The organism is Streptomyces sp. JNUCC 64, from assembly GCF_054484115.1.
The window spans coordinates 1,753,242-1,777,381 of sequence record NZ_CM137015.1 but is presented as its reverse complement, the minus strand read 5'-3'; the positions used below and the strand labels follow the sequence as shown (position 1 = coordinate 1,777,381).

Below are 24,140 nucleotides of genomic sequence, written 5' to 3'. Positions count from 1 at the left end.
GGTTTCCACGGAAGTGGAGCGGAAGCCCGTCGGGCCGCTGAGATGGTTCTCGCCATCCTAGAACAGGACGCGGATCATGCCCCTGAGCTGGTCAGTAGCCTTGTGCGGGGGAATCGGTGAGGTCCTCCGGCATGCACGTTTCCCTTGTTCCGGCGAAATGGGGACGCCGTCTTGTGGCGTAGCCCGGTCTCCTGCTCCTCGCCGGTCTCCCTGGGGGCACAGGCTATGGGGAGGTCGCTCAGCGGAATCCGCCCGGTGGCCTCGGGGCCGACCCGGTGGCGCGCCCGACGCTGGACCTCGGGCTGATCGTGTGCCACCCGGCGGAGCCGGATACCGCGCGGAGCGGGACGACAGGGCCCCCGCGCAACAGGGCGTCTTGACGGGACCCCGGTCCGGGGGTAGGCAGGGCGGGCGCCATTGGTATGGGCCAAAGCGTGTCCGTGCTCCGCCCCGAACGGCATCCCCACTCCTTCCCCCACCGGGAGACAGCCATGCGAAGACCACTGACAGCCCTGATCACCTCGGTCGCCCTGGTCGTGCTCGCCCTGTTACCCGTTCCGACCGCCGCCGCGCGGGGGTCGGCGTCCGAGGCGGCGTCCGCCGGGGCGCCGCTGCTCGTGGCGGACTTCCGCAAGACCTCCGTCTGGAGCGGCGGCCACCAGGGCGCGTTCACCATCAGGAACATCGGCACCGCGCCGGTCACCGGCTGGACCCTGACGCTGCGGCTGCCCGCGGACACCGTCGTCAGCACCGTCTGGGACGCCCGCTTCAGCCGTGAGGGCGCCGTCCACACCTTCCGCGGCCACGACTACAACGCCACCCTCGCGCCCGGCGGGTCGACCGGCTTCGGCTGGGTGGCGAGCGGCGACGGTTCGCCCGGCTCCTGCACCGTCAACGGTTCCGCCTGCGGCTTCGACCCGGACGTCACCCCGCCGACGGTGCCGACGGGCATCACCTTCTCCGAGGTCGGCGACACCACCCTGACCGTCGGCTGGACCCGTTCCAGCGACGACCGCAGCTCCGTCCTCGACTACGAGGTCTCCGTCGACGGCGCGGCCCCGGTCACCGTCAAGGAGACCAACACGTACCGGGCGACCGGACTCAGCCCGGGCACGGCGTATCTGTTCCGGGTCCGTGCCCGGGACCAGGCCGGGAACGTCTCCGCGTACAGTCCGCCCGCCCGCGTCCTGACCGGGGACGTCCGCCCGGCCCCCAGGGCGATGCCCACCGCCCCCTACGTCGACATGGGGGCCTGGCCGACGCCGAGCCTCGCCGAACTCGCGGCGGGCAGCGGGCTGAAGAACTTCAGTCTGGGCTTCATCACCGCCACCACCTGCCGGGCGATGTGGTTCAACCAGTTCGATCCGCGCTCGGGCTGGGCATCCGACAACATCGCCGCGCTGAGGGCCCTGGGCGGTGAGGTGAAGGTGTCCTTCGGTGGCGCGGGAGGTCGCGAACTCGCCCAGACCTGCGATTCGGTGGACGCCCTCTTCACCGAGTACGACGCCGTGGTCAGGCAGTACGGCCTCACCCACGCCGACTTCGACATCGAGGGCTCCGCGACCACCGACCCCGTCTCGATCGAGCGCCGCTCGGCCGCGCTCGCCCGGCTCCAGCGCGCCCACCCCGCGCTGCGCGTCTCGCTGACCCTGCCCGTCACCCCGAACGGTCTGACCGCGACCGGGCTGTCGGTGGTGCGTTCGGCCCGGGACGCGGGCGTCACGCTCGACGTCGTCAACATCATGACCATGGACTACTTCACGGACGTGGACTACGGGGACGCCGCGCTCCAGGCCGCGCAGGGCGTCTTCGGCCAGCTCCGGACGCTCTTCCCCACGCTCTCCGACAGCGCCCTGTGGCGCCTGATCGGCGTCACGCCGATGCTCGGCGAGAACGACGACCACCGGATCTACGACCAGGTGGACGCACGGCAGTTGGTCGAGTTCGCGCGGAGCCGGAAGCTGGGCGTGCTCTCCTTCTGGGACGTCACCCGCGACCGCAACGCCTGCACCGGCGGGCACCTCTCGCGGTGCACCAACATCCCGCAGACCCCGTACGAGTTCTCCCGGATCTTCGACGGCTACCGGGGCTGATCCGACGCCGCCCTCCGTCCGGTACCCGGGCCACGGGTCCCGGACGGAGGGCGGCGTCCGTCATCCGGCGCGCAGCAGGAAGGCGGCCTGGTGGTGGGGGCGGCCGTTGACCTGGATCTGGACGAGGTGGCCGCCCGGGTGGTAGCGGCGGGTGGTGATCGGTCTGAAGGAGTGCCGACGGGTGGTCCGCCAGGTCTCGCCGGGGGCGAGCGAGCGGGTGCTCAGCTTGAACACCTTCGGGGTGAGGGCGCCGTTGGCCTTGCGGTGGTGGATGACGTAGTCGATGACCACGTCGGCCGTCCGGTCGGAAGCGTTGGTCACCGCGCAGTCGAACACCAGGTGGTCACCGACCCGGATTCCGGGCGTTCTGACGTGCGGGCCGTCGACGGTGACGGGGAGGTCGGGGGAGTGGCCCAGGAGGGTGAGCGCCCGGGGGTCGCCCGCCTTGACCAGGGTGCGCAGACCGTGGCGCACCACCCGGTCGGTGGTGGGCACGGGCGCGTCCAGCCAGCGGGCCGCCACCTCGACGGCCAGCGCGGGATGGTCACGGCTGATGTCGTTGAGGTGGTTCGCCACGGATCTGCGGACGTACTCGGACCCGTCCCGGTACAGGGCGTCCAGCAGGGGGATCGTCGGGGTCGGGTCCTGGACGAACGCGGGGAGCCGGGGCGCCCAGGGCAGCCGGGGCCGGGTGCCCTCGCTCGCCAGCCGCCGGACGTGCGGATCGGGGTGTCCGGTCCAGGGCGTCATGGCGGTGAGCGCCCGTTCCGGATCGGCCAGGAGGAACGGGCGCACCCCGGTCTCCGCGGTGAGCCGTGGGGTCAGGTCGGCGAGGAGGGCGAGGGCGGGTTCGAAGGCGTCCAGGCCGCGCACGGCGATCGCCTCGGCCACCGGGTAGGTCATCCAGCCGGTGAAGTCCCCGTCGCCCAGGGCGGTGCGCAGGATCCGGGCGAAGGCCGGGTAGTCGGGGGGCAGGTCGGCCAGTACGGCGTCCCGGATCGTGGTGACCCGGCCGGTGAAGCTCAAACCGTCCAGCGCGTCGCCGCAGGCCCGCGTCCGGGGCGCGGTGACGCCCTCGTGCCGACCCGCCCGGACGAGGCACCCGGCCAGGGCGGTGGTGGTGCCGGTGTTCAGCAGGCGCTCTGCCAGGGACACGGCCTGGCCTCCTCGCGGTACGGGGTACGCGTACACGGACGTGGTGTCCGCACCGACGGTGCCGGTACGGACACCATGTCACCCCCCACTGACATCGACGTCCGGGGAGCGACGGTCCCGTTTCGCGCGGGGACCCGTTCAGCGCGGGACGGGAGCCGTTCCCCTCGCCGTTCCCCTCGCCGGTTCCGGCGCCGTTCCCCGTGATGTTCCCCGTGCCGTCCCGGGCTCGACGCCGCAGAACTCGGCCTCCAGGACGTCGAGCATCCCCTCGGTGCTCCAGTCCCCGTTGAGGTTCATGGCGAAGGCGTGGCGGCCGCCCCCGGTCGTCGCCGCGAACGAGAGCGAGCCGATCCAGCCGCCCCCGTGCCCCCAGGTGGTCTTGCCGCAGCTCCACTCGTGCCGTTCGAGACCCAGGCCGTAGTCGGATCCGGGGGGCGTGGTCTTCATGGCCTTCAGCTGCCGGGGGAGAGGAGCCGGCCCTTCATCAGGGCGCTGTAGAAGCGGGTGAGGTCCCCGGCGCTGGAGATGATGTCGCCCTCGGCCCAGGTCTGGGAGGCGTTCTGCGAGGTGACGTCGTAGATCCTGGTCGCGGTCGGGTCCTCGGTCAGCTTGGAGTACGCCCGGCTGTTGGGGCGGGGCATCAGCGAGCTGTTCCCGGGCATGACGGTGGCGCGCAGCTTGAGCGGCTTGATGACGCGGTCGCGGACCTCGCGTTCGTAGGTGCGGCCGGTGGCCTTCTCCATGATCAGCGCGGCCAGCACGTAGTTGGTGTTCGAGTACGCGTAGTCCGTCCCGGGCGCGAACGTCGGGGGGTTGGCCATCGCCGCGTCGACCGCCTCCCGCGGCGTCCTGGTCTTGAAGCGGTTCACCCGGAAGCCGGGGTCGAGGTACTTCCGCGCGTAGGCCGGGTCGTTGATGAAGTCGAAGACCCCGCTGGTGTGGTTGAGCAACTGCCGGACGGTGATCTTCCGTCCGTCGTGTCCGTGGCCGCGCACCGTGCCCGGGAGCCAGGTCTCGACGCTGTCGTCGAGGTCCAGTCGGCCCTCGGACTCCAGTTGGAGCATGACGGTGGCGACGAACGTCTTGGTGATGCTGGCGACGCGGAACCGGTCGTCGGCCTTGCGCGGTGCGCCGGTCCTGAGGTCGCCGACGCCCGCGACGCCCCGCCAGACGCGGTCCCCGGTCAGGGCCTGTCCGGTGACACCGGGGATGCCGCCCCGGACGATGCCCTCCAGGGCCCGTTGGGTGGCCCGGTGGTCGTGCCCGGCGCCGCCCGGGTGGGCCCGCGCCGGTGCGGCGAAGGCGGAAGCGGTGAGTGCCGCCGCCACCAGACCCACCGCACCCGTCCGCGCCCTGCTCCGTCGTGCTGACATCTCTGCGGCTCCCTACCGTCCGCCGCGCCCCGAACGGCCCGGCATCCCGCGACAACACCGGGAAGGACCCCGTACGGGAGCGCGGGGTTGAGCCTGCCCCGGCCCCTGCCCCGGCCCCGGTCTGGTCGACCGGTGCCCGCACGGGCACGTGCGGGTCAGTGTGCGGGGCCGGGCGAAGGGGCGGTAGCAGGCGCGGGGCGGTCGCCGTCCGCCGCCGGGGCGCCGTCCGTGCCGGGTATCCGGCGGTGGACGTCCTGGAGCAGGTTGAGCATCCCCAGGCGGAAGACCTCGGCCTGGTGGTCGCCGAGGAACTTGGTGTGCCCGAAGACCTCCAGGACGACGAGGCCGTGCAGATGTCCCCAGCCGTCCAGGAGGAGGGCCGCCGCGGGGGGCGGCAGGGCGCCGGGGCCGTCCGACGGGAGCTGTTCCAGGTGCGCCCGGAGCGCGGGCGTCAGCGCGGGCGCGTCGGCCGCGGCGAGCTGGGCGGTGGTGAACCCGTCGAACAGCTCGTGCTGGAAGATCCGGGCCATCCGGAGCATCGCCCGGGTGGTCGGCCCGTCGGCGGGCGCCTGGTAGTGGGGCAGCGGTGTCCCGTAGAGGAGTTGGAACCGCTCGGGGTGGGTCAGCGCCCAGCGGCGGTACCCCTCGGCCGCGCGCACCAGGCGCGGCGGGGACGGGTCCTCCGCCGGGGCGTCGACGGCGTCCCGCACGGCGTCCGCCACCTCGTCGTACGCCTTGACGATGAGCGCCGTGAGGAGGTCCGCCCGGCTGGGGAAGTAGTGGTAGAGCGCTTGCACGGTCATCCCGAGGTCGCGGGCCACCGAGCGCAGGGACAGGGCCGCCGGACCGGACGCGTCGATGTGGCGCTCGGCGGCGTCCACGATCTCCCGGGTCGCGGCCGCCCGGCGCCGTTCGCGCAGGGAGAGCGGGGGCTTCCCCGGTTCTTCTGTGGACATGCGGTGACCCTACGCCGGAAACCGTCGTCGGGTGAGGGGTTCCCCGAAGGGCGTTAGAAAAATCTAACACTGCCAAAGGTTTTGGTTCCCCGCTAACTTCGTCAACGGCGACGGAGAGCGCGTGACCCCGAAGTCCGCCTCCGACGCGGTCGGGTGACCCGCCGGGCGCCGGGCGCACGCGTGGGGCGTGCGCCCGGCGTCCCCCGCGCACGCCCCGGGCCGACGCCGTCCGTTCCGGCCCGTTCGCCGGCCCCACCATCGGTACGCACTGAGGAGATCCCGCATGTTCGAACGCATGACCGAGTTGGTGATCCGCCGGGCCCGATGGGTCCTGGCCGTCGCCGCACTGGCCGTGATCCTCATGGGGGTGGCGGGCGCCGGTGCGTTCGGCAGGCTGCTGGAGGGCGGCTACGACGACCCGGCCTCGCCGTCCAGCCGGGCGGCCCAGGTCATCGACGAGGAGTTCGGCGGCGAGACCAACCTCGTCCTGCTGGTCACCCCCGCCGACGGCCGCCTCGACGCCCCGGCCGCCGAACGCGAGGGCCGGGCCTTGGCCGCCGACCTCAGGAAGGAACCGGGGCTGGAGAACGTGATCTCGTACTGGGACACGGACAACCCCGCCCTCCGCTCCGAGGACGGCGACGCGGCCCTGGTGCTCGCCCATGTGAAGGGCGACGAGACCGAGGAGGGCGAGAACGCCAAGGCCGTCATCGACGCCTACACCGGAACCTACGCGGACACCCTGACGGTCCGGGCGGGCGGCGCCGCCGCGGCGGGCGACGAGATGGGGAGCCAGGTGGGCGAGGACCTCATCCTCGCCGAGGCCATCGCCGTGCCCCTGACCCTGCTGCTCCTGCTGTTCGTCTTCGGCGGCGTGGTCGCGGCGCTGCTTCCGCTGGTGATCGGGGTCATCGCCGTCATCGGCACCTTCGCCCAGCTCTTCCTGCTCGGCGGGGTCACCGACGTCTCCGTCTTCGCCGTCAACCTGACCACCGCGCTGGGCCTCGGACTGGGCATCGACTACGCCCTGCTGACGGTCAGCCGGTTCCGTGAACACCTCACGGCCGGGGACGCCGTCGAGGACGCCGTCCGCCGGACCATGGCCACCGCGGGCCGCACCGTCGCCTACTCCGCCGCGACCGTCGCCGCCGCGCTCGGAGCGCTGCTGGTGTTCCCCCAGTACTTCCTCCGCTCCTTCGGCTACGCCGGGATCGGCGTCGTCCTCATCGCGGCCGTCAGCACCCTGGTCGTGATGCCCGCGCTCCTCGCCGTCCTGGGCCACCGGGTCAACAAGGGACGGCTCCCCTGGGCGCGCCCGGGACGCTCCGACGCCAAGGGCCGCGTCTGGGGGCGGCTGGCCCGCACCGTGATGCGGCGGCCCGCGCTCACCGCGCTGCCCGTGCTCGCGGTGCTCCTCCTCGCGGCGAGCCCCCTGCTGGGCATCACCTTCGGCACCCCGGACGAACGCGTGCTCCCCGAGGACGCCCAGAGCCGCCAGGTGGCGACGGTCCTGGCGGAGGACTTCGACGGCACCGACGAAGCGGCCCTCCACGTCGTCATCGACGCTCCCGTGGCCGAGGCGCCCCTGGAGTCCTACGCCGCGACGCTCTCCGGACTCGAAGGCGTCGCCCGCGTCGAGACCGGAGCCGGGACGTACACCGACGGAGGCTCCACCGCGACCGGCCCCGGCAACGAGGCCCTGACCCGCCCCGACGCGCACCGCGTCAACGTGGTGAGCGCCCTGACGCCGAAGTCGGAGGCCGCGCAGCGCCTGGTCGAACAGGTCAGGGCGGTCGACGCGCCCGACGGCACCCGGGCCCTGGTCGGCGGGACCGACGCGGTACTGGTCGACGCCAAGGACTCCATCGGCGACCGGCTCCCCCTCGCGGTGGCCCTGGTCGCCCTCACCACCTTCGTGCTGCTCTTCCTCTTCACCGGCAGCGTGGTGCAGCCGCTGCGGGCGCTGCTGCTCAACCTGGTCAGCCTGGGCGCCACCCTCGGCGTCATGACCTGGATCTTCCAGGACGGGAACCTCTCCTCCCTGCTGGGGTTCACCGCCCAGCCGATGGACGTCTCCATGACGGTGCTGATGTTCTGCGTCGCCTTCGGCCTCTCGATGGACTACGAGGTGTTCGTCACCAGCCGGATCAAGGAACTCCACGACCTCGGCGCGGACAACGAGTCCGCCGTGGTCGACGGCCTCGGACACACCGGCCGCATCGTCACCGCGGCCGCCTTCCTGCTCGCGGTGTCCTTCTTCGCCTTCGGAACGGCCGAACTCAGCTTCCTCCAGCTGTTCGGGCTGGGCAGCGGACTGGCGATCCTCATCGACGCCGTCGCGGTCCGGGGCGTCCTGGTGCCCGCCGCGATGCGCCTGCTCGGCCGCTCCGCCTGGTACGCGCCGCGCGTCCTGCGCCGGTTCCACGCGCGGTACGGGCTCAGCGAAGGGGGGCCCGCCGCAGGGACCGGGCCGGTGGGCGGGGCGCCGCTGGTGAAGACGTCCACGGGGGCCTGACCGCCCAGGGGCGTCGGCCGCCTCCGCCTGCCGGAGGCGGCCGTGGCGCGCACGGCCGGGCGCACCATGGCACCGCGCTCTTCGGCGCGGGACGCGGTGAAAGGGTCGCTCGCACCGGGACGGCAGCGACAACGGCGTTGCCCATCAAGGGAATTGGGTTACGGTGTGGGTGTTGTGGGCCCGGGAGATCGTATGCCTTCCGGGGGACCGGACTTTCGGGGGGCTTTCCTTGGATCCCTATGTGTTCACCTTGGCCGGGACCGTTGGTACGTCCTTGGTGACGTTGCTCGTCGGTGAGGGATGGCAGCAGACCCGGGACGGAGTGGTGACCGTCTGGCGCCGTTTCCGTCCGCAGGCCGCCGATGACGTGCGGCGGGAACTGGAGGCGTCCCGGGCGGCTGCGCTTGAAGCCGCCGGGGGCACCGACCCCACCGGGCGGCTGGAGGGTGAGTGGATCGGCCGGTTCGTGGCGCTGCTGGGTGAACATCCCGAAGCCGCCGACAGCCTCCGGGACCTGGTCGAGGAATGGCGGGGACAAGGGGCGGAGGGGCAGCGGATCGACGGAGGGGTGCGTCTGGTGGCGCGGGCCGGTGACCATGCTCGGATCTACCAGGCGGTCAGGGACCAGCACATCAGCGAACGATGAGCGCCCCGGACGGCTGGAGGGACGGCACGGGCGGGTTCCTTCCCGCGTACGGCCGGGCATCCGAGCGCGCGCAGGTCTATCAGTCCGGCGCCAATCAGTATGTGACCCACATCCACGTCACCGCAGAGGCCAGGGGCCGGGCCGCGCACAACGTGCGCCAACGGGCCGACGTGGTCGTCCAGGCGCTGACCCGCGCCCTCGGGGAGTTGGAGGCGCGCTGTCAGGAACTGGAGGAACAGGCCCGCAGAGCCAAGGCCGAAGGACGTGCCGAAGCCCACGCCGAGTTCGCCGAACGGCTGCGCGGTGCCGAACTGCACGTCATACAGGCCCAGCGGACGATGCGTCAGGCTGAGGAGGAACGGGCCAGAGCGGAGGCGCTGCTGGCCCAGGCGCAGCGGGAACTGGCCCGCCACCGGAGGGCCGCCGACCGGGGCGGGGAGGCAGAACCGCGTGACGCCGTCGGCCTGGACCGGGACGCCAGGGAAGCGGACCAACTCTCGGACCTTCTGGACCGGGCCGAGAGGGAACTCGGCTCCGTGCGCGAGGACTTGCGCCAGCTCGGCGAGGAGATCAACGGACGGGGCGGAGAGCGGGGCGCCTCGCGTGTCATCGAGGGGGAGTGGACGCGGCCAGCCGGTACCGACGCGCGGGCGGCTCCCGTTCTGGCGGACGCTCCGGACCGTGACGACTTCGCTCCTCCGGTTAGCCGTCCGTCCACCGGGAGTATGGAGCGGAACCCGGTGCCCGGTCCGCCCAGGCGCTCGCGGATCGGTGCGGTGTGGGTGGTCTGCGTGCTTCCGCCGTGGGTCCCGATGCTCGTCGTCACCACCGCCCGTGCCGCGTTCGCGTCGGACGCGAGCCTCTGGGGGGTGCTGCCGTTCGTCTCCGGCGCCGTCCTCGTGGGCGGGGTGGCGGTGGCGCTGGGTCTCTCCGCCGCGTTGCTGGCGGTCGGGGGGCTGAAGCGGGACTCGGAGCAGACCTCCGCCAGACTGGCGTTCGGGTGCTGCCTCCTCGGGTCGGTCGTCTTCTTCGTGGCCGGGTTCTTCACCCCGCCCGACTGGCCGGGTCCTGCCGGGCAATGGGGTTGGGCCCTGACGTCCGCCGTGGGTCTGGGATAGGCGCGCGGCGGACGGCGGCGGCGTCGGCCGGGCCCGTACGGGCCGAGCGCCCCGGCGTCAGCCCGTCGTGCCCGGGCCCTTCGCCGGTTCCGTGCCCGGCGCGGCGCCGGTGGCCGGGGTGGTGCCGGGGCGGCCCTCCGTGGTGGCCGAGGGCTCCACGGCGACCGCGGGCTCCAGCGGCGAGGCGATCTCCTGCGGCGTGCTGCGGGACGCCCAGTCACGGATGCCGACGAGCACCATGACGAAGAAGATCGCGTAGACGATGCCGGAGAAGTACAGCTCCGAGTGGATGGCGAGCGGCACCCCGACGAGGTCCACGGCCAGCCAGACGAACCAGAACTCGATGTACCGGCGGGCCTGGGAGTACATCGCCAGGATCGAGCCGACGAAGATCCAGGCGTCCGCGAGGACCATCCACCAGGGGGCGCCCGGGTAGAACGACGCGTCGGTCGACTTCAGCAGGGCGCCGAACGCCAGGGTCCCGGCGACCATGAGGACGAGCAGCACGATCCGTTCCCGCCAGGAGGCCCAGCGGACGTTGATGGTCCCCTCTCTCTCCCGGCTGCGCCGCCACGTCGCCCAGCCCCAGGTGGCCGATGCTATGATCACCACCTGGCGTGCCGCGTTCCCGCCGAGGTCCACGTTGAGACTGGCGATCAGCAGCAGCACCGATCCGAGGATCTGCACCGGCCAGGCCAGGAGCAGCCGTCGCAGCGCCAGCCCCACGGTCGCGAGCGCCAGGATGTTGCCGAGGAAGTCGGACCAGTACACCGGCAGACCGAAGAAGCTGAACTGCTCGTTCAACCACTGAAACGCACTCATTACTCACACCTTTGTTCGTTCGGAGCAAGGCTGGGAGTGGGGGGCTGGGCCCTTGGCCGGGCCGGTCTTGGAGCGGGGAGCTCCGGCGGTGCGCCGCCGGGTCCCGTGGGGAGGCCGCCTCCCGGACGAGGCCGGTCGGGCGGAGGCGGTCAGACGGGGGCGGTCACCCCGTGCGCGGCGAGCGCGGCGGCGAGCGTCCGGCGGCCGGCGGCCGAGTCGAGGAACCCCTCGGACCGCAGAACGTCCCGGCGCGCGGCGCGGACGAGGTCGTCGGCCGAGGCGAACCTCACCGTGTCCCTCAGCCGCGCCACGAACCACACGGCGACGCGCTCCCCGTAGAACTCGTCCGAGGTGTCGTGGCAGTGGACCTCGACGTGGACGTCCGGGGTGTCGCAGAAGGTGGGGTTCGTCCCGACGCTGATCGTCCCCCGGTGGACGGCGCCGGTGGAGTGCCGGACCACCCAGCCGCTGTAGATCGCGGCGGGCGGGATCCGCGCGCCCGGGTCCGCCGCGACGTTCGCGGTGGGGAAGCCGAGCCCGCGTCCCCGGCCGGCGCCGCGCACCACCACGCCCGTGAGGGGGACGCGCGGGGACGGGACGCCGGTCACGGGGGAGCGGCCCACCGGGACCTCAGTCATGGGGGAGCAGCTCACGGAACTGGCTGGTGTGGAAGACGAGGGGCTCCACACCGGAGAACAACTCCGCCGTCAGCAGCTCCATCAGGACGATCTCGTGGTCGCCGCCGTCGTAGGTCGCGGCCACCCGGGCCGTCAGCCAGAGCGCGGCGTCCTCGATCATCACCGCGCCGTCCGGCGTGGCCCGCCATCCGACGCCGTCGAAGCGGTCGACGTTCCGGGAGGCCAGCCGTCGGCACAGGGCGCCCTGGCCGTGGCTGAGCACGCTGAGCCCCAGGACCGGCGCCCCGGTCAGCCGGGGCCAGGTGGTCGAGGTGCGGGCCACGCTGACCGCGACCATCGGGGGGTCCAGCGAGATCGAGACGAACGAACTCGCCGCGAACCCGACCGGTTCGTTCCCGCGCAGCGCGCCGATCGCGACGACCCCGGTCGGGTACGCCCCGAACGCGCTTCGCAGCGTCGCCGCGTCGAGTCCCGTCGGCTCCCCGGGATCGGGCGCCACGGGCGGGTGGTGGGCGGAGATGGCCATGGCCTTCGACTTCCTCTCGTCGCGCGGTCGGCGGCTCAGTGCCGGAAGCGGGCCGCGGGGTGGTTGGCGGGCAGCGCCGGGTCGGAGGCGCCGGTGAGCCGCTCGCGCAGGCTCTCGCCCTCCGTGTACTCGCCGCGGAAGACACCGCGCTTGCGCAGGATCGGCAGCACCGACTCGACGAACTCCGTGGTCGAGGCGGGCTGGACCGGCGGGGACAGCAGGAACCCGTCCAGGTCGGCGCCCTCGGCGAGCGAACAGATCTCGTCGGCGATCTCCTCGGCCGTGCCGACGACGGGCCGCGCGCCGACGCCGTGGGTGTGCCAGTCGGCGAGGACGTCACCGACCGTCTTGCCCGCGAAACGGGCCACCTGGGTCTGCGACAGCTCGGTGGAGAGGTCCGTCATCGGCGTCTCGGGCGCGTAGGAGGAGAGGTCCAGCCCGGTGAACATGGCGTAGCTGGCGACGGTCACCTCCGGCCGCTGGGCGTCGAGGATCCGCTGGTAGCGCCGCTGGGCGTCGGAGGTCGTCGCCCCGACCACGCAGGAGAACGCCGACATCACCTTCACGTCGTCGGCCCGGCGGCCCGAGGCGACCGCCTCCCGCCGGATGGCGGCGGTGTGCCCGGCGAGCTGCTCGACCGAGCCGCTGCCCACGAACATGCACTCGCCGTGCCGCCCGCCGACCCGGCGCCCCGCGGGCGAGGCCCCCGCCTGGAACAGCACCGGCGTGCCCTGCGGGGAGCGCGCGGTGTTGCCGTACCCCTGGGAGCGGAAGAACGGGCCCTCGTGGGTGACCAGGTGCACCTTGGACGGGTCGGCGAACCGGCCCTCCTTGTCCTTCTCCAGGGCGTCCGGCTCCCAGGCGCCCTCCCAGTACTTGTAGACGACCTCCAGGAAGTCCTCGGCCATCTTGTACCGGTCGTCGTGGGCCACCATCTCCATGCCGAACGCCTTGACCGCGGTGTCGGCGGTGCCGGTCGTCACGACGTTCCAGCCGATCCGGCCGCCGGAGAGCTGGTCGAGCGTGGCGAGGCGGCGGGCGAACGCGTACGGGGGTTCCACCAGGACCGAGCCCGTCATGACGAGACCGAGGTGGGTCGTCGTGGACAGCAGCGCGGACGCCACCACGACCGGGTCCAGCCGGGGGAGGTCGAGGGTCTCCTCGGTGGCGATGGGCGGCCGGGTGCCGTCGATCTCGGACCAGCCCCACGCGTCGGCGAGGAAGAGGAAGTCCAGCTTGGCGTCCTCGCAGACGGCGGCGAGCTCCCGCCAGTAGTCGAGGGTGTCGAAGAGGTGCCGCCGGCTGTCGGGGTGGCGCCAGGTGGCCGTGCCGCTCGAATTCGTCTGCGCGTTCTCGAACAGGCCGATCTTGAGGTTCCTCATGGGTGGTTCTCCGTTGTGCAGATGGGCGACCCGGGGGAGGGTCAGGGAGCGGCGGTGGCCGCGGGTGCGTCGAGCTGGGCCGCGTACGGCATGGAGGTCTGCGCGCCGTGGCCGGTGGTGGCGTGCGAGGCGGCGCGCACCGCGCGTGCCACGGCGGCCGGGAGCGTGCCGCCCCGGCCGAGCGCGTCGGCCAGGGCCCCGCAGAAGGTGTCACCGGCGCCGACAGTGTCGACGGCGTCCACCGGGGGCGCGGGGACGTGCGCGGAGCGGGGGTCGTCCGCCTCCTTGAGGGCGGCGCCGTCCGCCCCCAGCGTCACCACCACGGCCCGGCAGGGGAGGGCGGCGCCCTCCAGCAGGGTCCGGGCGGCGTCGACGCCGTCGGGGCGGTCGGTGCCGAGCAGCGAGGCGAGTTCGCCGAGGTTGGGGACGAGGACGTCGACGGCGGCCAGCACCCGGGCGTCGACCGGGCGGGCCGGGGCCGGGTTCAGGACCACGAAGCCGCCCTGTTCCCGGGCCCGCAGGACCGCCGCCTCGACCACCTCGGGGGCGATCTCGTGCTGGACGAGGACGATCTCCCCCGGCGAGCGGACGAGCGGGTCCGGCAGGTCCGCCACGCCGAGGTCGGCGTTGGCCCCCGGGTTCACGACGATGGTGTTCTCTCCGGCGCCGTCGACGACCACCGCGGCGATCCCGGTGGTGGTCCGGTCGTCCGTCCGCACGGCGCTGACGTCGACGCCCTCGGCGGTGAGCGCGGCGAGGATGGCGTCCGCGTCCGCGCCGACCCGGGCGACGAGCCGCACCCGCGAGCCGAGGCGGGCGGCGGCGACGGCCTGGTTGGCGCCCTTGCCGCCGACCCCCTCCGCGAAGCGCCGGGCGAGCACGGTCTCACCCGGGTGCGGGAGGTCCTCGACGGTGAGGACGAAGTCCCGGTTCACCGAGCCGATGACGGTGATGGGCGACATGTGCCCTCCTTGGGAGATCGATTTCCGACATGCTGTACCAGCGCATCGGCGCCGTCAAGTAGCCTCGTCGTGCCCGTTCGCCCCGCCGCCGTGGCGCCCGCCCTCCGACCGAGAAGGACACCCACGTGACAGCGCCCCGACTCATCGACGTGGCCGAGGCCGCAGGCGTCTCCCGCGCCACCGCGTCCCGCGTGCTCGCGGGCACCCCGCGCAACGTCGACCCCGACCTCGCGCGCCGCGTCGAGGAGGCCGCGAACCGGCTCGGCTACCAGCCCAACCACTCGGCCCGCGCGCTGCGCACCGGCGCCACCGGCACCGTCGGCATCGTCCTGCCGACCCTCGCCAACCCGTACTTCGTCCAACTCGCCGACGCCATCGCCCGTCAGGTGCGCGCCGCCGGGGGCACCCTGGTGGTCTCCGACGCGGCCAACGACCCGGCGATCGAGGCCGAGCAGATCGAGACCCTGCTCGGCGGCCGGGTGGACGGACTGTTCGTGGTCCCGGTGTCGGCCGGTGCCTCCGGACCCGCCGTCCGCGACGCCGCCCGCCGCCGTCCCGTGGTGCTCTTCGACCGCTGGGCCAAGGGCTCCGGCACCGTGGCCGTCACCCTCGACAACGCCTCCGCGGTACGGCTCCTCGTCGACCACCTGGAGGGCATCGGACGGCACCGGATCGCCCTCGTCGCCGACCAGACCTCCTCCTCGGGCGCCGAGCGGGTGGCCGCCTTCGTCGAGGCCCAGGGCCCCGACGCCCCCACCATCCTGCTGCCCGGCTTCACCACCGACGGCGGGCGGACGGCGGGCCGCCGCGTCGTCGAGCAGCGCGACCGGGTCGACGCGGTCGTCTGCGGCGCGGACGTCCTCGCGGTGGGGCTCGTCAGCACGCTGCACCGCTCCTCGGTCGCCGTGCCCCGGGACATCGCCGTCACCGGGTTCGACGACACCGAGATGCTCGAACTCCTCGACCCGCCCATCACCTCCATCCGGCACCCGCTGTCCGCCATGGCGGAACGGGGGCTGGAACTGCTCCAGGCGCCGAGCCGCGAACGCGCCGAGCGGGTCGAGCGGTTCGCGCCCCGGCTCGTCGCCCGCGCCTCGACCTCCGTTCCGGCCGGGGACGTCTGACGGAGAAGGGGCTTGAGGAAACGGCGGCCGTGAATTCGACACCAGGCTGTGCGCGCGGACCTGGCCGTGTATCCGGCGATGTCGGTGGCTCTCCGGAATCGGGGCGGGCGCGGCAGCGGGTGAGGGCCGCGCACGGCGCCGACCCGTTCACCGACGTCTTCTCGTCAGTCCGTCACATCGGATCGCTCTTCGAACTGTCGTAGCAATCCAGGAATTTCCAAAGATGTCGATGATGGGGTGCTCCCGACCGCACTGGGCGTACAGTGGCGTTTCCCGGAGCGATGGCTTCCTCTGACCGTCGCGTTGTGCCTTCGTGCTCTTGCGCATGGACGTCTCGCCGACACCACAGCCACTCTCCTTCTCCCCTGCGCGGTAAGAGGAGCAGACAGTGATCAGGCGACGCGGTGATCAGGCATCGGGGGGAAGTCGTACGGAAGAGGTGTCTCATGGTCGGAGAACAGGCGATATCCGTCGCCGCGCGGAAGATCGTCGATCTGGTTCGTGCCCTTCCGGCGGGAATCTCCGAGCGTGAGCTCCTGGCGGAGGCCGCAAGGCGGTACGGACGGGTGCCGCGGCCGCGGTTGGCCAAGTTGCTCGAAGAAGCTGTCGAGGGCGATGCGCTGACCGTTTCCCACGGTCGTGTCCTGCTGGTCACGGTGCCGGATCCGGGGCCGGAACGGCCGTCAACGGGGGACGCACCGGCCCGCGACAGTGCGGTGGGATCCCGCTCGCCGGTGCTGAGGGTCGTCGCGCTCGACATCGAGAGCGTGGTGCGCACCATCCCGACCGCCCCCTACGTGGAGCGCGACGTCTACCAGGTCGCCGCTGTGAGGTTCGGTGCCGACCTCGCGTGGGCGGCCGCCGAGCCCCGTTGGCAGCGATACCTCAGATTCCCGGGTGACAGCGACGCGTTGCACGGACCCGTGCGGAACGCCGTCCTGGAGCATGGCATCCCGGCGCGGGACGGGTGGACGGAGTTACACAGCTTCCTGGCGGACGCGGACGTCGTCGTCGCCTACAACGGCACGGCGTTGGACTTCCCCGTCATCACCGAGGCGGCTGATCGGGCAGGCGCCGCCGACCCGCTCACCGCTGTACGTACCGTCGACGCCCTGTACCTCGCCCACTCCATATGGCCGTTCGCTCCCTCCCACCGGCTCTGGGACCTCGCGCGTGAACTCCGTCTGCCCGGAAGGGACATCCGCTCCCACACCGCAGACGGCGACACGATCATGCTCATCCGCCTCCTTGAGCGGGCCGCGTCGAAGTGGGCTGACACGCCGACGGAGGTCACCCAGCTCATCGCCGACGTCTGCCCGGACTCCGACGCCTGGCGGTTGCTGCGTGAACTCGCGGGGGAGCGGATGCCCGAACGGGAGCCTCTTGTTTGGGAGCCAGCGCACGTGGTTCGTCTGATGAGCGACGGACTCGCGGGGCACCCACCGCGCCGGAGCACTGACGGCACCCCGTCGAGGCGTGCCCCAGTCGTCGTTCCCGACGACCTGCGAGGCCCGGACGGTCGAGTGGATCCGACCGCCCTGGCCCAGGTCGTGCACGGTTCCCGCGTCCGAACCCGGCCAGCTCAAGAGCGGATGACACAGGCGCTGCACGACTGGACCGAACGAGGCGTCAGCGGACTGATCGAAGCCCCCACCGGCACGGGAAAGAGCTACGCGGTGCTGGCATCCGCGCTGGACTGGCTCGCGGGTGGCGCCGACCGAACGGCGGTGATCGCCACTTACACCAAACAGTTGCAGAGCCAGATGGCGAAGGACGTCCAAGAACTGGAGCGTGCGCTCCCCGGGGTCCTCGGCGTCTCTGATCTGGTCAAGGGCAAGTCCAACCGGCTCTCCCTCGCTGCCCTCACGAAGACCCTCGCGGAAGCGACACGGCGGAGCCACTCCCCGAAGACGATCCGTGGGCGCGCCCGCTTCTCGTGGGACCCCCTCTTCCGTGAACTCGCGGTCTTCCTCATGCTGCGTCTGCTCGCGGCCGAGGAGCCGTCACGGTCGTGGACGGCGAGGTCGGTCGACCCGGTGGACCTCCCCGCCTTCTTCGCCGACTACGTGGGGCCCGGGCGTGGGCTGTCCCTCTGGATGCAGTCCCTGTCCCAGAACGACGGAGACTTCGGGCCCGGCGCCGGGAACCCCCTCGCCGCACACACCGATACCGCGAGGGAGGCGATCGCTGGCCATCGCCTCATCCTCGCCAATCACGCGCTCGTGCTCTCCCACCTCGACGATATACGTGCTGTGGGCCCCGACATCCTCTTGGTGATCGACGAGGCACACGAACTGGAGACCGCCGCCACGTCCGCGTTGACCGTCGCGGTCGACTATCAGGACGTGGAAGCCGCCCTGTCGGAGCACCAGGCGTGGATCGCGGAGGCGCACCCGGGCACGGCACGGGACCAAGCCGTCGCCGCAGTCGCCGAACTGGACCGGCTGCTCGACGACGAACGGCTGCCACGAATGGCTGCACAGGCGTTCGACGCACAGGCGAAGGGGGTCGGCGTACGGATCGGCAGCCGGGCGACCACACTGGTCAGCCCCTACTCAGGGACCTCCGGTACCCGGGACACCCGGAGGCTGTCGCGGTTGCTGGCGCGCATCGCCAAGGCGCTCGTCGCCTGTCGCATCACCGTGGAACGGTACGCCGCCCAAGAGGTCGTCCGCGCCGATCCGTTGGTCGAGGAGAGGCTGAGCGCGGTCGCCGTACACACCGACCTGCTCGCCACCGCCCTGGACCGGGTGACGAGCGACATCGACGCGCTCCTTGACTCCGCCGCCACGCTGGACGACGCACTGCCTTCGCGCGTCGTCCACTTGGCGGAGCTGGCCGTGCCCAAGACGGAGCTGCGCTCCTACCGTTTCCGCGTCGCCAGCAGCCCCGTCGACCTGCCCGAGGACCCGGAGTGGCGGCGCTACCTGCAATCTTTCGTCCGGGTCCACTACGTGTCCGCGACGCTTCGGGTAGCGGACCGATGGGACTTCATGAGGAGTCGGCTGGGATTGCCGGAACACCTGCCCGCTCTCTCCCTGCCCTCCCCCTTCGACGTGCGGAACCAGGCCCGGGTGGTGTGCTTCTCGGACTTTCCGTCCTGGGCCGAGGAAGAGGAGGGAGCCCTGCGGACCGCCGCCCATCAGATAGCGGGTTTCGCCGCCGAGATGACGAGGCCGCGCCCTGACGGCAACGGATTCGACGGCGGCGGCATGGTTCTCACCACCGCGCGCTCGACTGCCGCCGGTATCGGCTTCCACCTCGCGGGGGAACTGCGCTCCCGTGCTCTGGACACCCCTGTCGTCGAGGCGCTCACACTCGGGAACGGCCGCGCCTACCGGGAGTTCACCGATCACCGGGACGGCGGCGGTTTCCTCGTCGGAACCAAAGGTCTCTGGCAAGGCGTCGATGTCTCCGACCCGGGGCGTTCGCGGCTCGTGTGGATCAACAAGCTGCCTTTCGCCTCCTTCGCGGATCCCGTCGTCGAGGCACGCCGCGCGGCGGTCGCCGAACGTGCCCGACGGGCCGGGCATCCCGACCCGGAAGGCGTCGCCACCGAGCACTACTACCTGCCGCTCGCCGCGCTCCAGCTCCGTCAGGCGGTGGGTCGGCTCATCCGCTCCGACCGGCATCGCGGTGTCGTCGTCATCAGTGACCGGAAACTGGCGGGGCAGAGCAGCCTGCGCCGTTCCTACCGGCGAGCCTTCCTCGGCAGCCTCGACGCCGGACTGGAACGCCCCGACGCGGAGACCGGGGACGTGGGCGCGGGCAACGTGATGACCATGGCTCAGGGGTGGCGTCACATATGGGAGTTCATGGCGGACCACGAGCTCCTCGACTCCGCTCGGGCCGCCGAGCTGTGCACCGATGCCGCCCTCGAACAGCACACCCTCCTGCCGCACACCCGGCGCATCCGGCAGCTGGCACTGACCCATGAGGAGACGCGCAAGCTACGCGAAGAAGGCCGGCTTGCCGAGGAGGTCGTGAACCGGTGCGCCCTCGTCGGCGGCCTGCTGAGGCTCTCCGACGAACCGGTGAGCCTCAAGCCGGCTCAGCGGACCGCCATCACCGCGGTGGCCGAGGGACGCAACCTCTTGGGGCTGCTCCCCACCGGCTTCGGCAAGAGCTTCACCTTCCAGCTGCCCGCGTTGGTCCTGCCTGGGGTGACCGTGGTGGTCAGCCCGCTGGTCGCCCTCATGCACGACCAAGCCCTCGAACTGAACCGTTCCATCGGTGGAGCGGTCCGCGCTCTGATCTCTCCGCTGCGGGAGTCCAGTAGCAGGGCGGGCAAGACGGAAGTCTCAGACCAACTCCTCGGCCGGGCCGACCACCGCATCCGGCTGGTCTACGTCAGTCCGGAACGGCTCTGCCAGCGGCGCTTCCGGGAGACGGTGCGGGCGGCCGCCGCCGCGGGCCGGGTGACCCGGATCGCGGTGGACGAGGCACACACACTCGCGCAGTGGGAGGACTTCCGACCGGCCATGCGCAGGGTCAGCCGGTTCGTGGACGAGTTGCGACGTGACCATGGGGTGGCGGTCACGGCGGTGACCGCCACCGCCAACCGGTCCGTCCATCAAGCCTTGCGGACAGGGCTGTTCGCCCTGTCCGCTGAGGTGCCCGATTCGGGATCAGCCGTGGCCGGAGCCGAGGCCGAGCGTCCCGGTGTCGTCGGGGGGCTGGTGACGGTGAGGGAGAACCCGATTCGCCCCGAACTCGCGGTCTTCCGCCGTTCCCTCGACCGGGCAGGCCAAGGCGGTGTCGCGGGGCTGGTGGAGCGCGTGGTCAGTGCGCTGGAGGGCCACGCCATCCTGTATTGCCTGACTGTCAAGGAGGTCAACACCCTCCACACGCATCTGCGTGAGTACGTGGGTGACGCGGGCATACGCGTGCTGCGGTTCCACGGGCGCCTCACCGAAGCGGAGAAAGCGTCCGTCATGACGGAGTTCCGGGAGGCACCGAGGGAGGGCGACGACGGCTTCGCCCCTGTGGTCATCGTCGCCACCTCGGCGTTCGGACTCGGGGTCAACCGGCCGGACGTGCGTACGGTGATGTGCGTGTCACCGCCCACCGACCTGGCCGCGCTGTACCAGCAGATCGGACGGGCCGGCCGGGACAGCGCGGGCCGCAACACAGCTGACGAGGGGCCGGTCAACAGTGCCCTCGCCCTGGCAACGAGCCGGGGCCTGCGCACGGTGCGCTTCATGACCGGCCAGGAACTCCCCTCCGCTCTGCTGCGGCGCATGGGAGCCCTGATCCTGGCGCAACGTGACGGCACGCTGGACCCGGTGCGGCTGGCCGGGGTCCTCATGGCCGAGGACGCGGCGACCGGCGCGCTGAGCCAGGCCGAACTGGAGGACGGCCACACCCAGGACCGCTACCAGGGTGGCGTCATGCGCGCCTTCAGCGCTCTCGCCGAACTGGGCGCGGTCGAGGACCTCGGTGACCATCCGCCGTACTGCGTGGTCAAGCCCGGCGATTTGGAGGGAGCACGGCCTGGCACAAGGCACTACGGCGCTTCCGGCAGCGTCACCGACGAGGAGGCCGACATCGCGCGGATCGAGCGGACCGTCGTCGCCACCGCGTTGGCGTGGGACCCGAGTCAAAGTGTCGACGTGCGACTGCTCGACAGGGAACTCGCCCACCACTGCCCCGGTTATCGTTCGGTGGCGGAGGGGCCGGCAGCCACCTGGGAGCTCCTGGCGGACCTGCACGACCGCGGACTCATGGACGTCTCCGCAGCACCCAGCCGCCGTCTTGTCACAGGGCTCGCCGTACGCGCCGGGGCACCACCTGAGGGCTACCTTCCGCTGCTCGGCAGGCGTCGCCACAGTGCAGCCGAGGAATTGGCCAGGTTGAAGGACTTCTTCGACTCGACGACGGTCTGCGCCCAGCGACTCTTCGCCGATTATTTCGGTGTGGCCGAGATTCCCGACGGCTCTTGCGCTACGGCCCGTTGCCGCTGCTCGTCATGCTGGGACAGCGGCTGCTGGCCTCTGGAGGAACGACGCCCCGCCGTCGCCGAAGCGTTCCACAGCCCGCGTGCGCGTGAGGGCGGACGTACGGACACCACGCTGCGTGATCAACGGGTCGATCGCCAGATCCATCGACTGCTGCAGTTGCAGCCGCAGGGCGCGCACCCGCGCAGACTCTGGCACGCGCTGCGCGGAGACGAGTCCTCCTACCATCCGGGCAGCCGGAGGATGATCTCCCTGCCGAAGGTGATACGGGAGAGCCGCCATTTCGGAGGCCGCTCTGACCTCACCTTTCCCGCAGTGGGGGAAAGTCTGACGCGGTTGGCCGCGCGTGGAGCGGTCGTCGAGGACCAAAAGGGCCTCTGGCACGCCACCCGCCCGGTGCACCGGAAGGACGACACGGCGGCACAACGGGAGGACGGAAAGTGATCACGATGCCCCTGGCGCCGACGGCCGTGTGGCGACCGTACGAGGACGAACCCGTGCTCACCCGGGCGATGACCGCAGGATACCGGGCGACACCTCCCGAGGAGATCGACCGGCTGCGCGTGTACCTGAACGCGGTCGTCGCCGACCGTCGGTGCCCGGTGCACACCGCGGTGGCCTTCAACGCCGTCTACTTCGGTTACGCGCTCGGCGGCGAAGGGTACGGCAACAGCCCCTTCGACCTCGATGCTTTCCCCTCCTTGGCGCTGGGGGACGAGGTACCCGCCCTTCCCGTGGGGGCACTTGCGAGGATCGAAACGGGCTCCGACCCCCTGTACGCCGAGATCGTCTACAAGGAGGGCAGGCATCCCGGTGTCGAGGAGGACGGCGGAGTGCCGGGCTGGGTGTCCGGCGCGCCGGCCGGTGCGCCGGAACCCGGACGGGAACAGGAGGATGCGGGGCCCGTCCGCCGGGAGCTGCTCGTCCCCGACTTCACGGCCTTCGGCCCCGCGCTCCAGCTGGGGGAATCCAAACTCAAGCGGTTCCGCGCCCGTCAGAGGTGGCTCGATCAGAACGGGCACGTCATCGTGGACGCCCGATACGCCTCCGCGTCCGCCGCCGGGTCCGATGGCACAACGGCTTTCGTCGACCATCTGCTGACCCACCAGCGGGAAGCGCTGCTGAGTCCGCTCGTCCCGGCGTCCGTCGCCCATCTCATCGGCAGCGGCGCACCGGAGCGGTTGCGGAGCGCCCTGACCGGGCTGATCGAGGTAGTCGATCACGCACTGCGCACCAGTGGAGCACTGCGTACCTGGCGCGGCTACGCGCTGACCCGCGAGCGGGTCGGAGCCGGTCTGAGCGACCCGGGGCCGCTCGGCGGGGCGGACCTTCACGCGCTCGCCGGTTCTCTGGAACGCGGTCCGGTCCCGAACGCCCGTCGGCGCCATGGCCTGACCGCTTCCCGGACCGTGTACACGGCGATCGGCCCCTGGATCCGGGGGGTGGCCGACGCTGAGCCGTCATTGACCGGGTTGGAGTACGCGGTCTCCGTCTGCCGGGCCAACCTCGCTGTCGCGGACTTCGTCCGCAACGACACGGACGGCGGACTGAGCGTCAGGAACAACGTCCGGGTCACCCTCGACGACGACTTCGAGAGCGGTGGCGTGTGGCGGTCCCACCACCCGGGCTTGGGGGAAGACACCGGCGATCCGCTGATCCCCGCAGGGCGCGGCTGGCGGGACGCTGCGGATCTGCCTGAAGTCCCCGCCCCGCTCCCGGACCCGGAGGAGCCGCAGAGTGCCCCTGCGGCCCCGGCCGACGGCCCCCTCGCCGATGACGGAAGCATCGGGTCGCCGAACTATCTGAGGATCAACGACAGCGAGGTCAGCTGGCAGGTGCCGCTGCGCCTCGCGCACCTCATGGAGGGCAGGCTGCCGCTGAGCCCGTCGGTCGCGGACGGGCTGCGCTATCTGCGGATGGACGCCCTTCCCGTACGGGTGGAACTGAACCATCCGGGGTCGGTGCTCGAAGCCGCAGAGGAGGTCCAGGAGGCGGTTCTCGACCTGAGCGGGGACACCGGTCTGCTCAGACGTGTCCAATGGCCCATCGACTTCTTTCCCGGGCTGCTCCTGCAGGTTCAATGGCCACGCGGGGGCAGGGTCTTCCGTCTCCACACGGTCGAACTGGAAGAGACGGTCGAGGTCGATGGAGAACACATCACGCACCGCTACGACCCTCTGGTCCTCACCCGTGAAGGAGCCCCGGGGAGCAGCCGGGACGGTGACTCGTCCGCGGGGCTGGACGTCCGGCGTCTCGTCCTGCGCGCGGTGCGGCGCTGCGGTCGGCTGACCGTCGACGGGCACGCCTTGCTGGACCGGACCATGCTGCCCGGAAGCGTGTACGACACGCCTCCCATCCCGGACCAGCTCACCGCGCTCGAACAGGCCGTCGACGAGCTCATCGCGGAGCGGGAGCTGTACGAGGCCGAAGGCAGCCGCGCCGCCGACGGCGAACCCCGTCACCCGGCACGGGACGGCGAACCGCGGATCCCCCTCATCGGCTACGACCCCCGCCCCGTGCCCGTGCCCCGGTCGGGTCCGGGTACGGTCGCCCCTCGACAGGCCCTGGGAGCCGAACACTTCGTCCACGGCTTCCTCCGGCGGCTTCCCCCCGGCCAGCACCCGACCGACGCGCAGCGCGCCGCCTATCGCGCGCATTGCCGCCGAGTGGGCAAGGCCGACGGTACCGAACTGCCCGGTGGCTACACCTTCGTCACCGCGCACGCCCGCCGCCGCTGACCTCTCCTGCCACGACCGCGTATCCGAATCCACCACCGGCACCACACGTCCAGCAGCGTCCAGCGCCGTACGTCGACACAGAGATCGGAACCCATGACCTTCAGCTATCCCGTGGTGGCGCAACCACCGTTCTCC

General features: G+C 71.9%; 16 protein-coding genes. 7 read left to right on the top strand and 9 right to left on the bottom strand.

Translation table 11 applies throughout. The features are described from left to right. Positions 1 to 491 precede the first annotated feature (491 nt). On the top strand, positions 492 to 2,093 hold the full coding sequence (locus ACVWNX_RS06970; RefSeq protein ID WP_454413006.1) for a cellulose binding domain-containing protein: 1,602 nt from the start codon (positions 492 to 494) through the stop codon (positions 2,091 to 2,093). Between the two features lie 60 nt (positions 2,094 to 2,153). Here ACVWNX_RS06970 and ACVWNX_RS06965 read toward each other — a convergent pair whose 3' ends face one another. The 4 genes from ACVWNX_RS06965 to ACVWNX_RS06950 all read right to left on the bottom strand — a co-directional run bounded on the left by ACVWNX_RS06965 (position 2,154) and on the right by ACVWNX_RS06950 (position 5,577). Beyond that, entirely contained in the window at positions 2,154 to 3,248 is a 1,095-nt protein-coding gene (locus ACVWNX_RS06965; RefSeq protein ID WP_454413005.1) for a DNA alkylation repair protein, read from the bottom strand. 138 nt (positions 3,249 to 3,386) lie between these two features. Then, entirely contained in the window at positions 3,387 to 3,695 is a 309-nt protein-coding gene (locus tag ACVWNX_RS06960; protein ID WP_454413004.1) for a hypothetical protein, read from the bottom strand. Positions 3,696 to 3,700: 5 nt separating this feature from the next. Continuing rightward, the gene (locus ACVWNX_RS06955; protein ID WP_454413003.1) at positions 3,701 to 4,621 is read right to left on the bottom strand and encodes a serine hydrolase domain-containing protein; all 921 of its coding nucleotides are present in this window, start codon (positions 4,619 to 4,621) and stop codon (positions 3,701 to 3,703) included. Positions 4,622 to 4,776: 155 nt separating this feature from the next. Next, on the bottom strand, positions 4,777 to 5,577 hold the full coding sequence (locus tag ACVWNX_RS06950) for a TetR/AcrR family transcriptional regulator (protein WP_454413002.1): 801 nt from the start codon (positions 5,575 to 5,577) through the stop codon (positions 4,777 to 4,779). Between the two features lie 283 nt (positions 5,578 to 5,860). Here ACVWNX_RS06950 and ACVWNX_RS06945 point away from each other — a divergent pair, with 283 nt between their 5' ends. The 3 genes from ACVWNX_RS06945 (at position 5,861) to ACVWNX_RS06935 (ending at position 9,856) form a co-directional block, all read left to right on the top strand. Then, complete coding sequence (locus ACVWNX_RS06945; protein WP_454413001.1) at positions 5,861 to 8,092, top strand: MMPL family transporter; 2,232 nt, start codon at positions 5,861 to 5,863, stop codon at positions 8,090 to 8,092. A 277-nt stretch (positions 8,093 to 8,369) separates the two neighbouring features. Further along, complete coding sequence (locus ACVWNX_RS06940; RefSeq protein WP_454413000.1) at positions 8,370 to 8,738, top strand: hypothetical protein; 369 nt, start codon at positions 8,370 to 8,372, stop codon at positions 8,736 to 8,738. Next, on the top strand, positions 8,735 to 9,856 hold the full coding sequence (locus ACVWNX_RS06935; RefSeq protein WP_454412999.1) for a coiled-coil domain-containing protein: 1,122 nt from the start codon (positions 8,735 to 8,737) through the stop codon (positions 9,854 to 9,856). Before ACVWNX_RS06940 ends, ACVWNX_RS06935 begins: the two co-directional genes overlap by 4 nt. 57 nt (positions 9,857 to 9,913) lie before the next feature. On the opposite strand, the gene ACVWNX_RS06930 is transcribed toward ACVWNX_RS06935, so the two are convergent. From ACVWNX_RS06930 to ACVWNX_RS06910, 5 genes are all read right to left on the bottom strand, one after another. Further along, complete coding sequence (locus tag ACVWNX_RS06930) at positions 9,914 to 10,678, bottom strand: nicotinamide mononucleotide transporter family protein (RefSeq protein ID WP_454412998.1); 765 nt, start codon at positions 10,676 to 10,678, stop codon at positions 9,914 to 9,916. A gap of 149 nt (positions 10,679 to 10,827) precedes the next feature. Continuing rightward, complete coding sequence (locus tag ACVWNX_RS06925; RefSeq protein ID WP_454412997.1) at positions 10,828 to 11,316, bottom strand: riboflavin kinase; 489 nt, start codon at positions 11,314 to 11,316, stop codon at positions 10,828 to 10,830. Continuing rightward, the gene (locus ACVWNX_RS06920; protein ID WP_454412996.1) at positions 11,309 to 11,842 is read right to left on the bottom strand and encodes a flavin reductase family protein; all 534 of its coding nucleotides are present in this window, start codon (positions 11,840 to 11,842) and stop codon (positions 11,309 to 11,311) included. The genes ACVWNX_RS06925 and ACVWNX_RS06920 overlap by 8 nt, the downstream gene beginning before the upstream one ends. Before the next feature lie 35 nt (positions 11,843 to 11,877). Beyond that, positions 11,878 to 13,224: an NtaA/DmoA family FMN-dependent monooxygenase gene (locus ACVWNX_RS06915; RefSeq protein ID WP_454412995.1), complete on the bottom strand. Its 1,347-nt coding sequence runs from the start codon at positions 13,222 to 13,224 to the stop codon at positions 11,878 to 11,880. A 41-nt stretch (positions 13,225 to 13,265) separates the two neighbouring features. Next, entirely contained in the window at positions 13,266 to 14,186 is a 921-nt protein-coding gene (locus ACVWNX_RS06910; protein ID WP_454412994.1) for a ribokinase, read from the bottom strand. Positions 14,187 to 14,311: 125 nt separating this feature from the next. Here ACVWNX_RS06910 and ACVWNX_RS06905 point away from each other — a divergent pair, with 125 nt between their 5' ends. From ACVWNX_RS06905 to ACVWNX_RS06895, 3 genes are all read left to right on the top strand, one after another. Next, positions 14,312 to 15,310 carry a LacI family DNA-binding transcriptional regulator gene (locus tag ACVWNX_RS06905; protein WP_454412993.1) on the top strand — a complete coding sequence of 333 codons (999 nt, stop codon included), beginning with the start codon at positions 14,312 to 14,314 and terminating at the stop codon, positions 15,308 to 15,310. 734 nt (positions 15,311 to 16,044) lie between these two features. After that, on the top strand, positions 16,045 to 21,711 hold the full coding sequence (locus ACVWNX_RS06900; RefSeq protein WP_454412992.1) for a DEAD/DEAH box helicase: 5,667 nt from the start codon (positions 16,045 to 16,047) through the stop codon (positions 21,709 to 21,711). Positions 21,712 to 21,716: 5 nt separating this feature from the next. Further along, the gene (locus ACVWNX_RS06895; protein ID WP_454414661.1) at positions 21,717 to 24,005 is read left to right on the top strand and encodes a hypothetical protein; all 2,289 of its coding nucleotides are present in this window, start codon (positions 21,717 to 21,719) and stop codon (positions 24,003 to 24,005) included. Positions 24,006 to 24,140 lie beyond the last annotated feature (135 nt).

What these genes read in the sequence shown, in the direction of transcription:
- ACVWNX_RS06970 (WP_454413006.1), top strand. Translation starts at nt 492, where the DNA reads ATGCGAAGACCACTGACAGCCCTGATCACCTCGGTCGCCCTGGTCGTG.
- ACVWNX_RS06960 (WP_454413004.1), bottom strand. Translation starts at nt 3,695, where the DNA reads ATGAAGACCACGCCCCCCGGATCCGACTACGGCCTGGGTCTCGAACGG.
- ACVWNX_RS06955 (WP_454413003.1), bottom strand. Translation starts at nt 4,621, where the DNA reads ATGTCAGCACGACGGAGCAGGGCGCGGACGGGTGCGGTGGGTCTGGTG.
- ACVWNX_RS06950 (WP_454413002.1), bottom strand. Translation starts at nt 5,577, where the DNA reads ATGTCCACAGAAGAACCGGGGAAGCCCCCGCTCTCCCTGCGCGAACGG.
- ACVWNX_RS06945 (WP_454413001.1), top strand. Translation starts at nt 5,861, where the DNA reads ATGTTCGAACGCATGACCGAGTTGGTGATCCGCCGGGCCCGATGGGTC.
- ACVWNX_RS06935 (WP_454412999.1), top strand. Translation starts at nt 8,735, where the DNA reads ATGAGCGCCCCGGACGGCTGGAGGGACGGCACGGGCGGGTTCCTTCCC.
- ACVWNX_RS06930 (WP_454412998.1), bottom strand. Translation starts at nt 10,678, where the DNA reads ATGAGTGCGTTTCAGTGGTTGAACGAGCAGTTCAGCTTCTTCGGTCTG.
- ACVWNX_RS06925 (WP_454412997.1), bottom strand. Translation starts at nt 11,316, where the DNA reads ATGACTGAGGTCCCGGTGGGCCGCTCCCCCGTGACCGGCGTCCCGTCC.
- ACVWNX_RS06920 (WP_454412996.1), bottom strand. Translation starts at nt 11,842, where the DNA reads ATGGCCATCTCCGCCCACCACCCGCCCGTGGCGCCCGATCCCGGGGAG.
- ACVWNX_RS06915 (WP_454412995.1), bottom strand. Translation starts at nt 13,224, where the DNA reads ATGAGGAACCTCAAGATCGGCCTGTTCGAGAACGCGCAGACGAATTCG.
- ACVWNX_RS06910 (WP_454412994.1), bottom strand. Translation starts at nt 14,186, where the DNA reads ATGTCGCCCATCACCGTCATCGGCTCGGTGAACCGGGACTTCGTCCTC.
- ACVWNX_RS06895 (WP_454414661.1), top strand. Translation starts at nt 21,717, where the DNA reads ATGCCCCTGGCGCCGACGGCCGTGTGGCGACCGTACGAGGACGAACCC.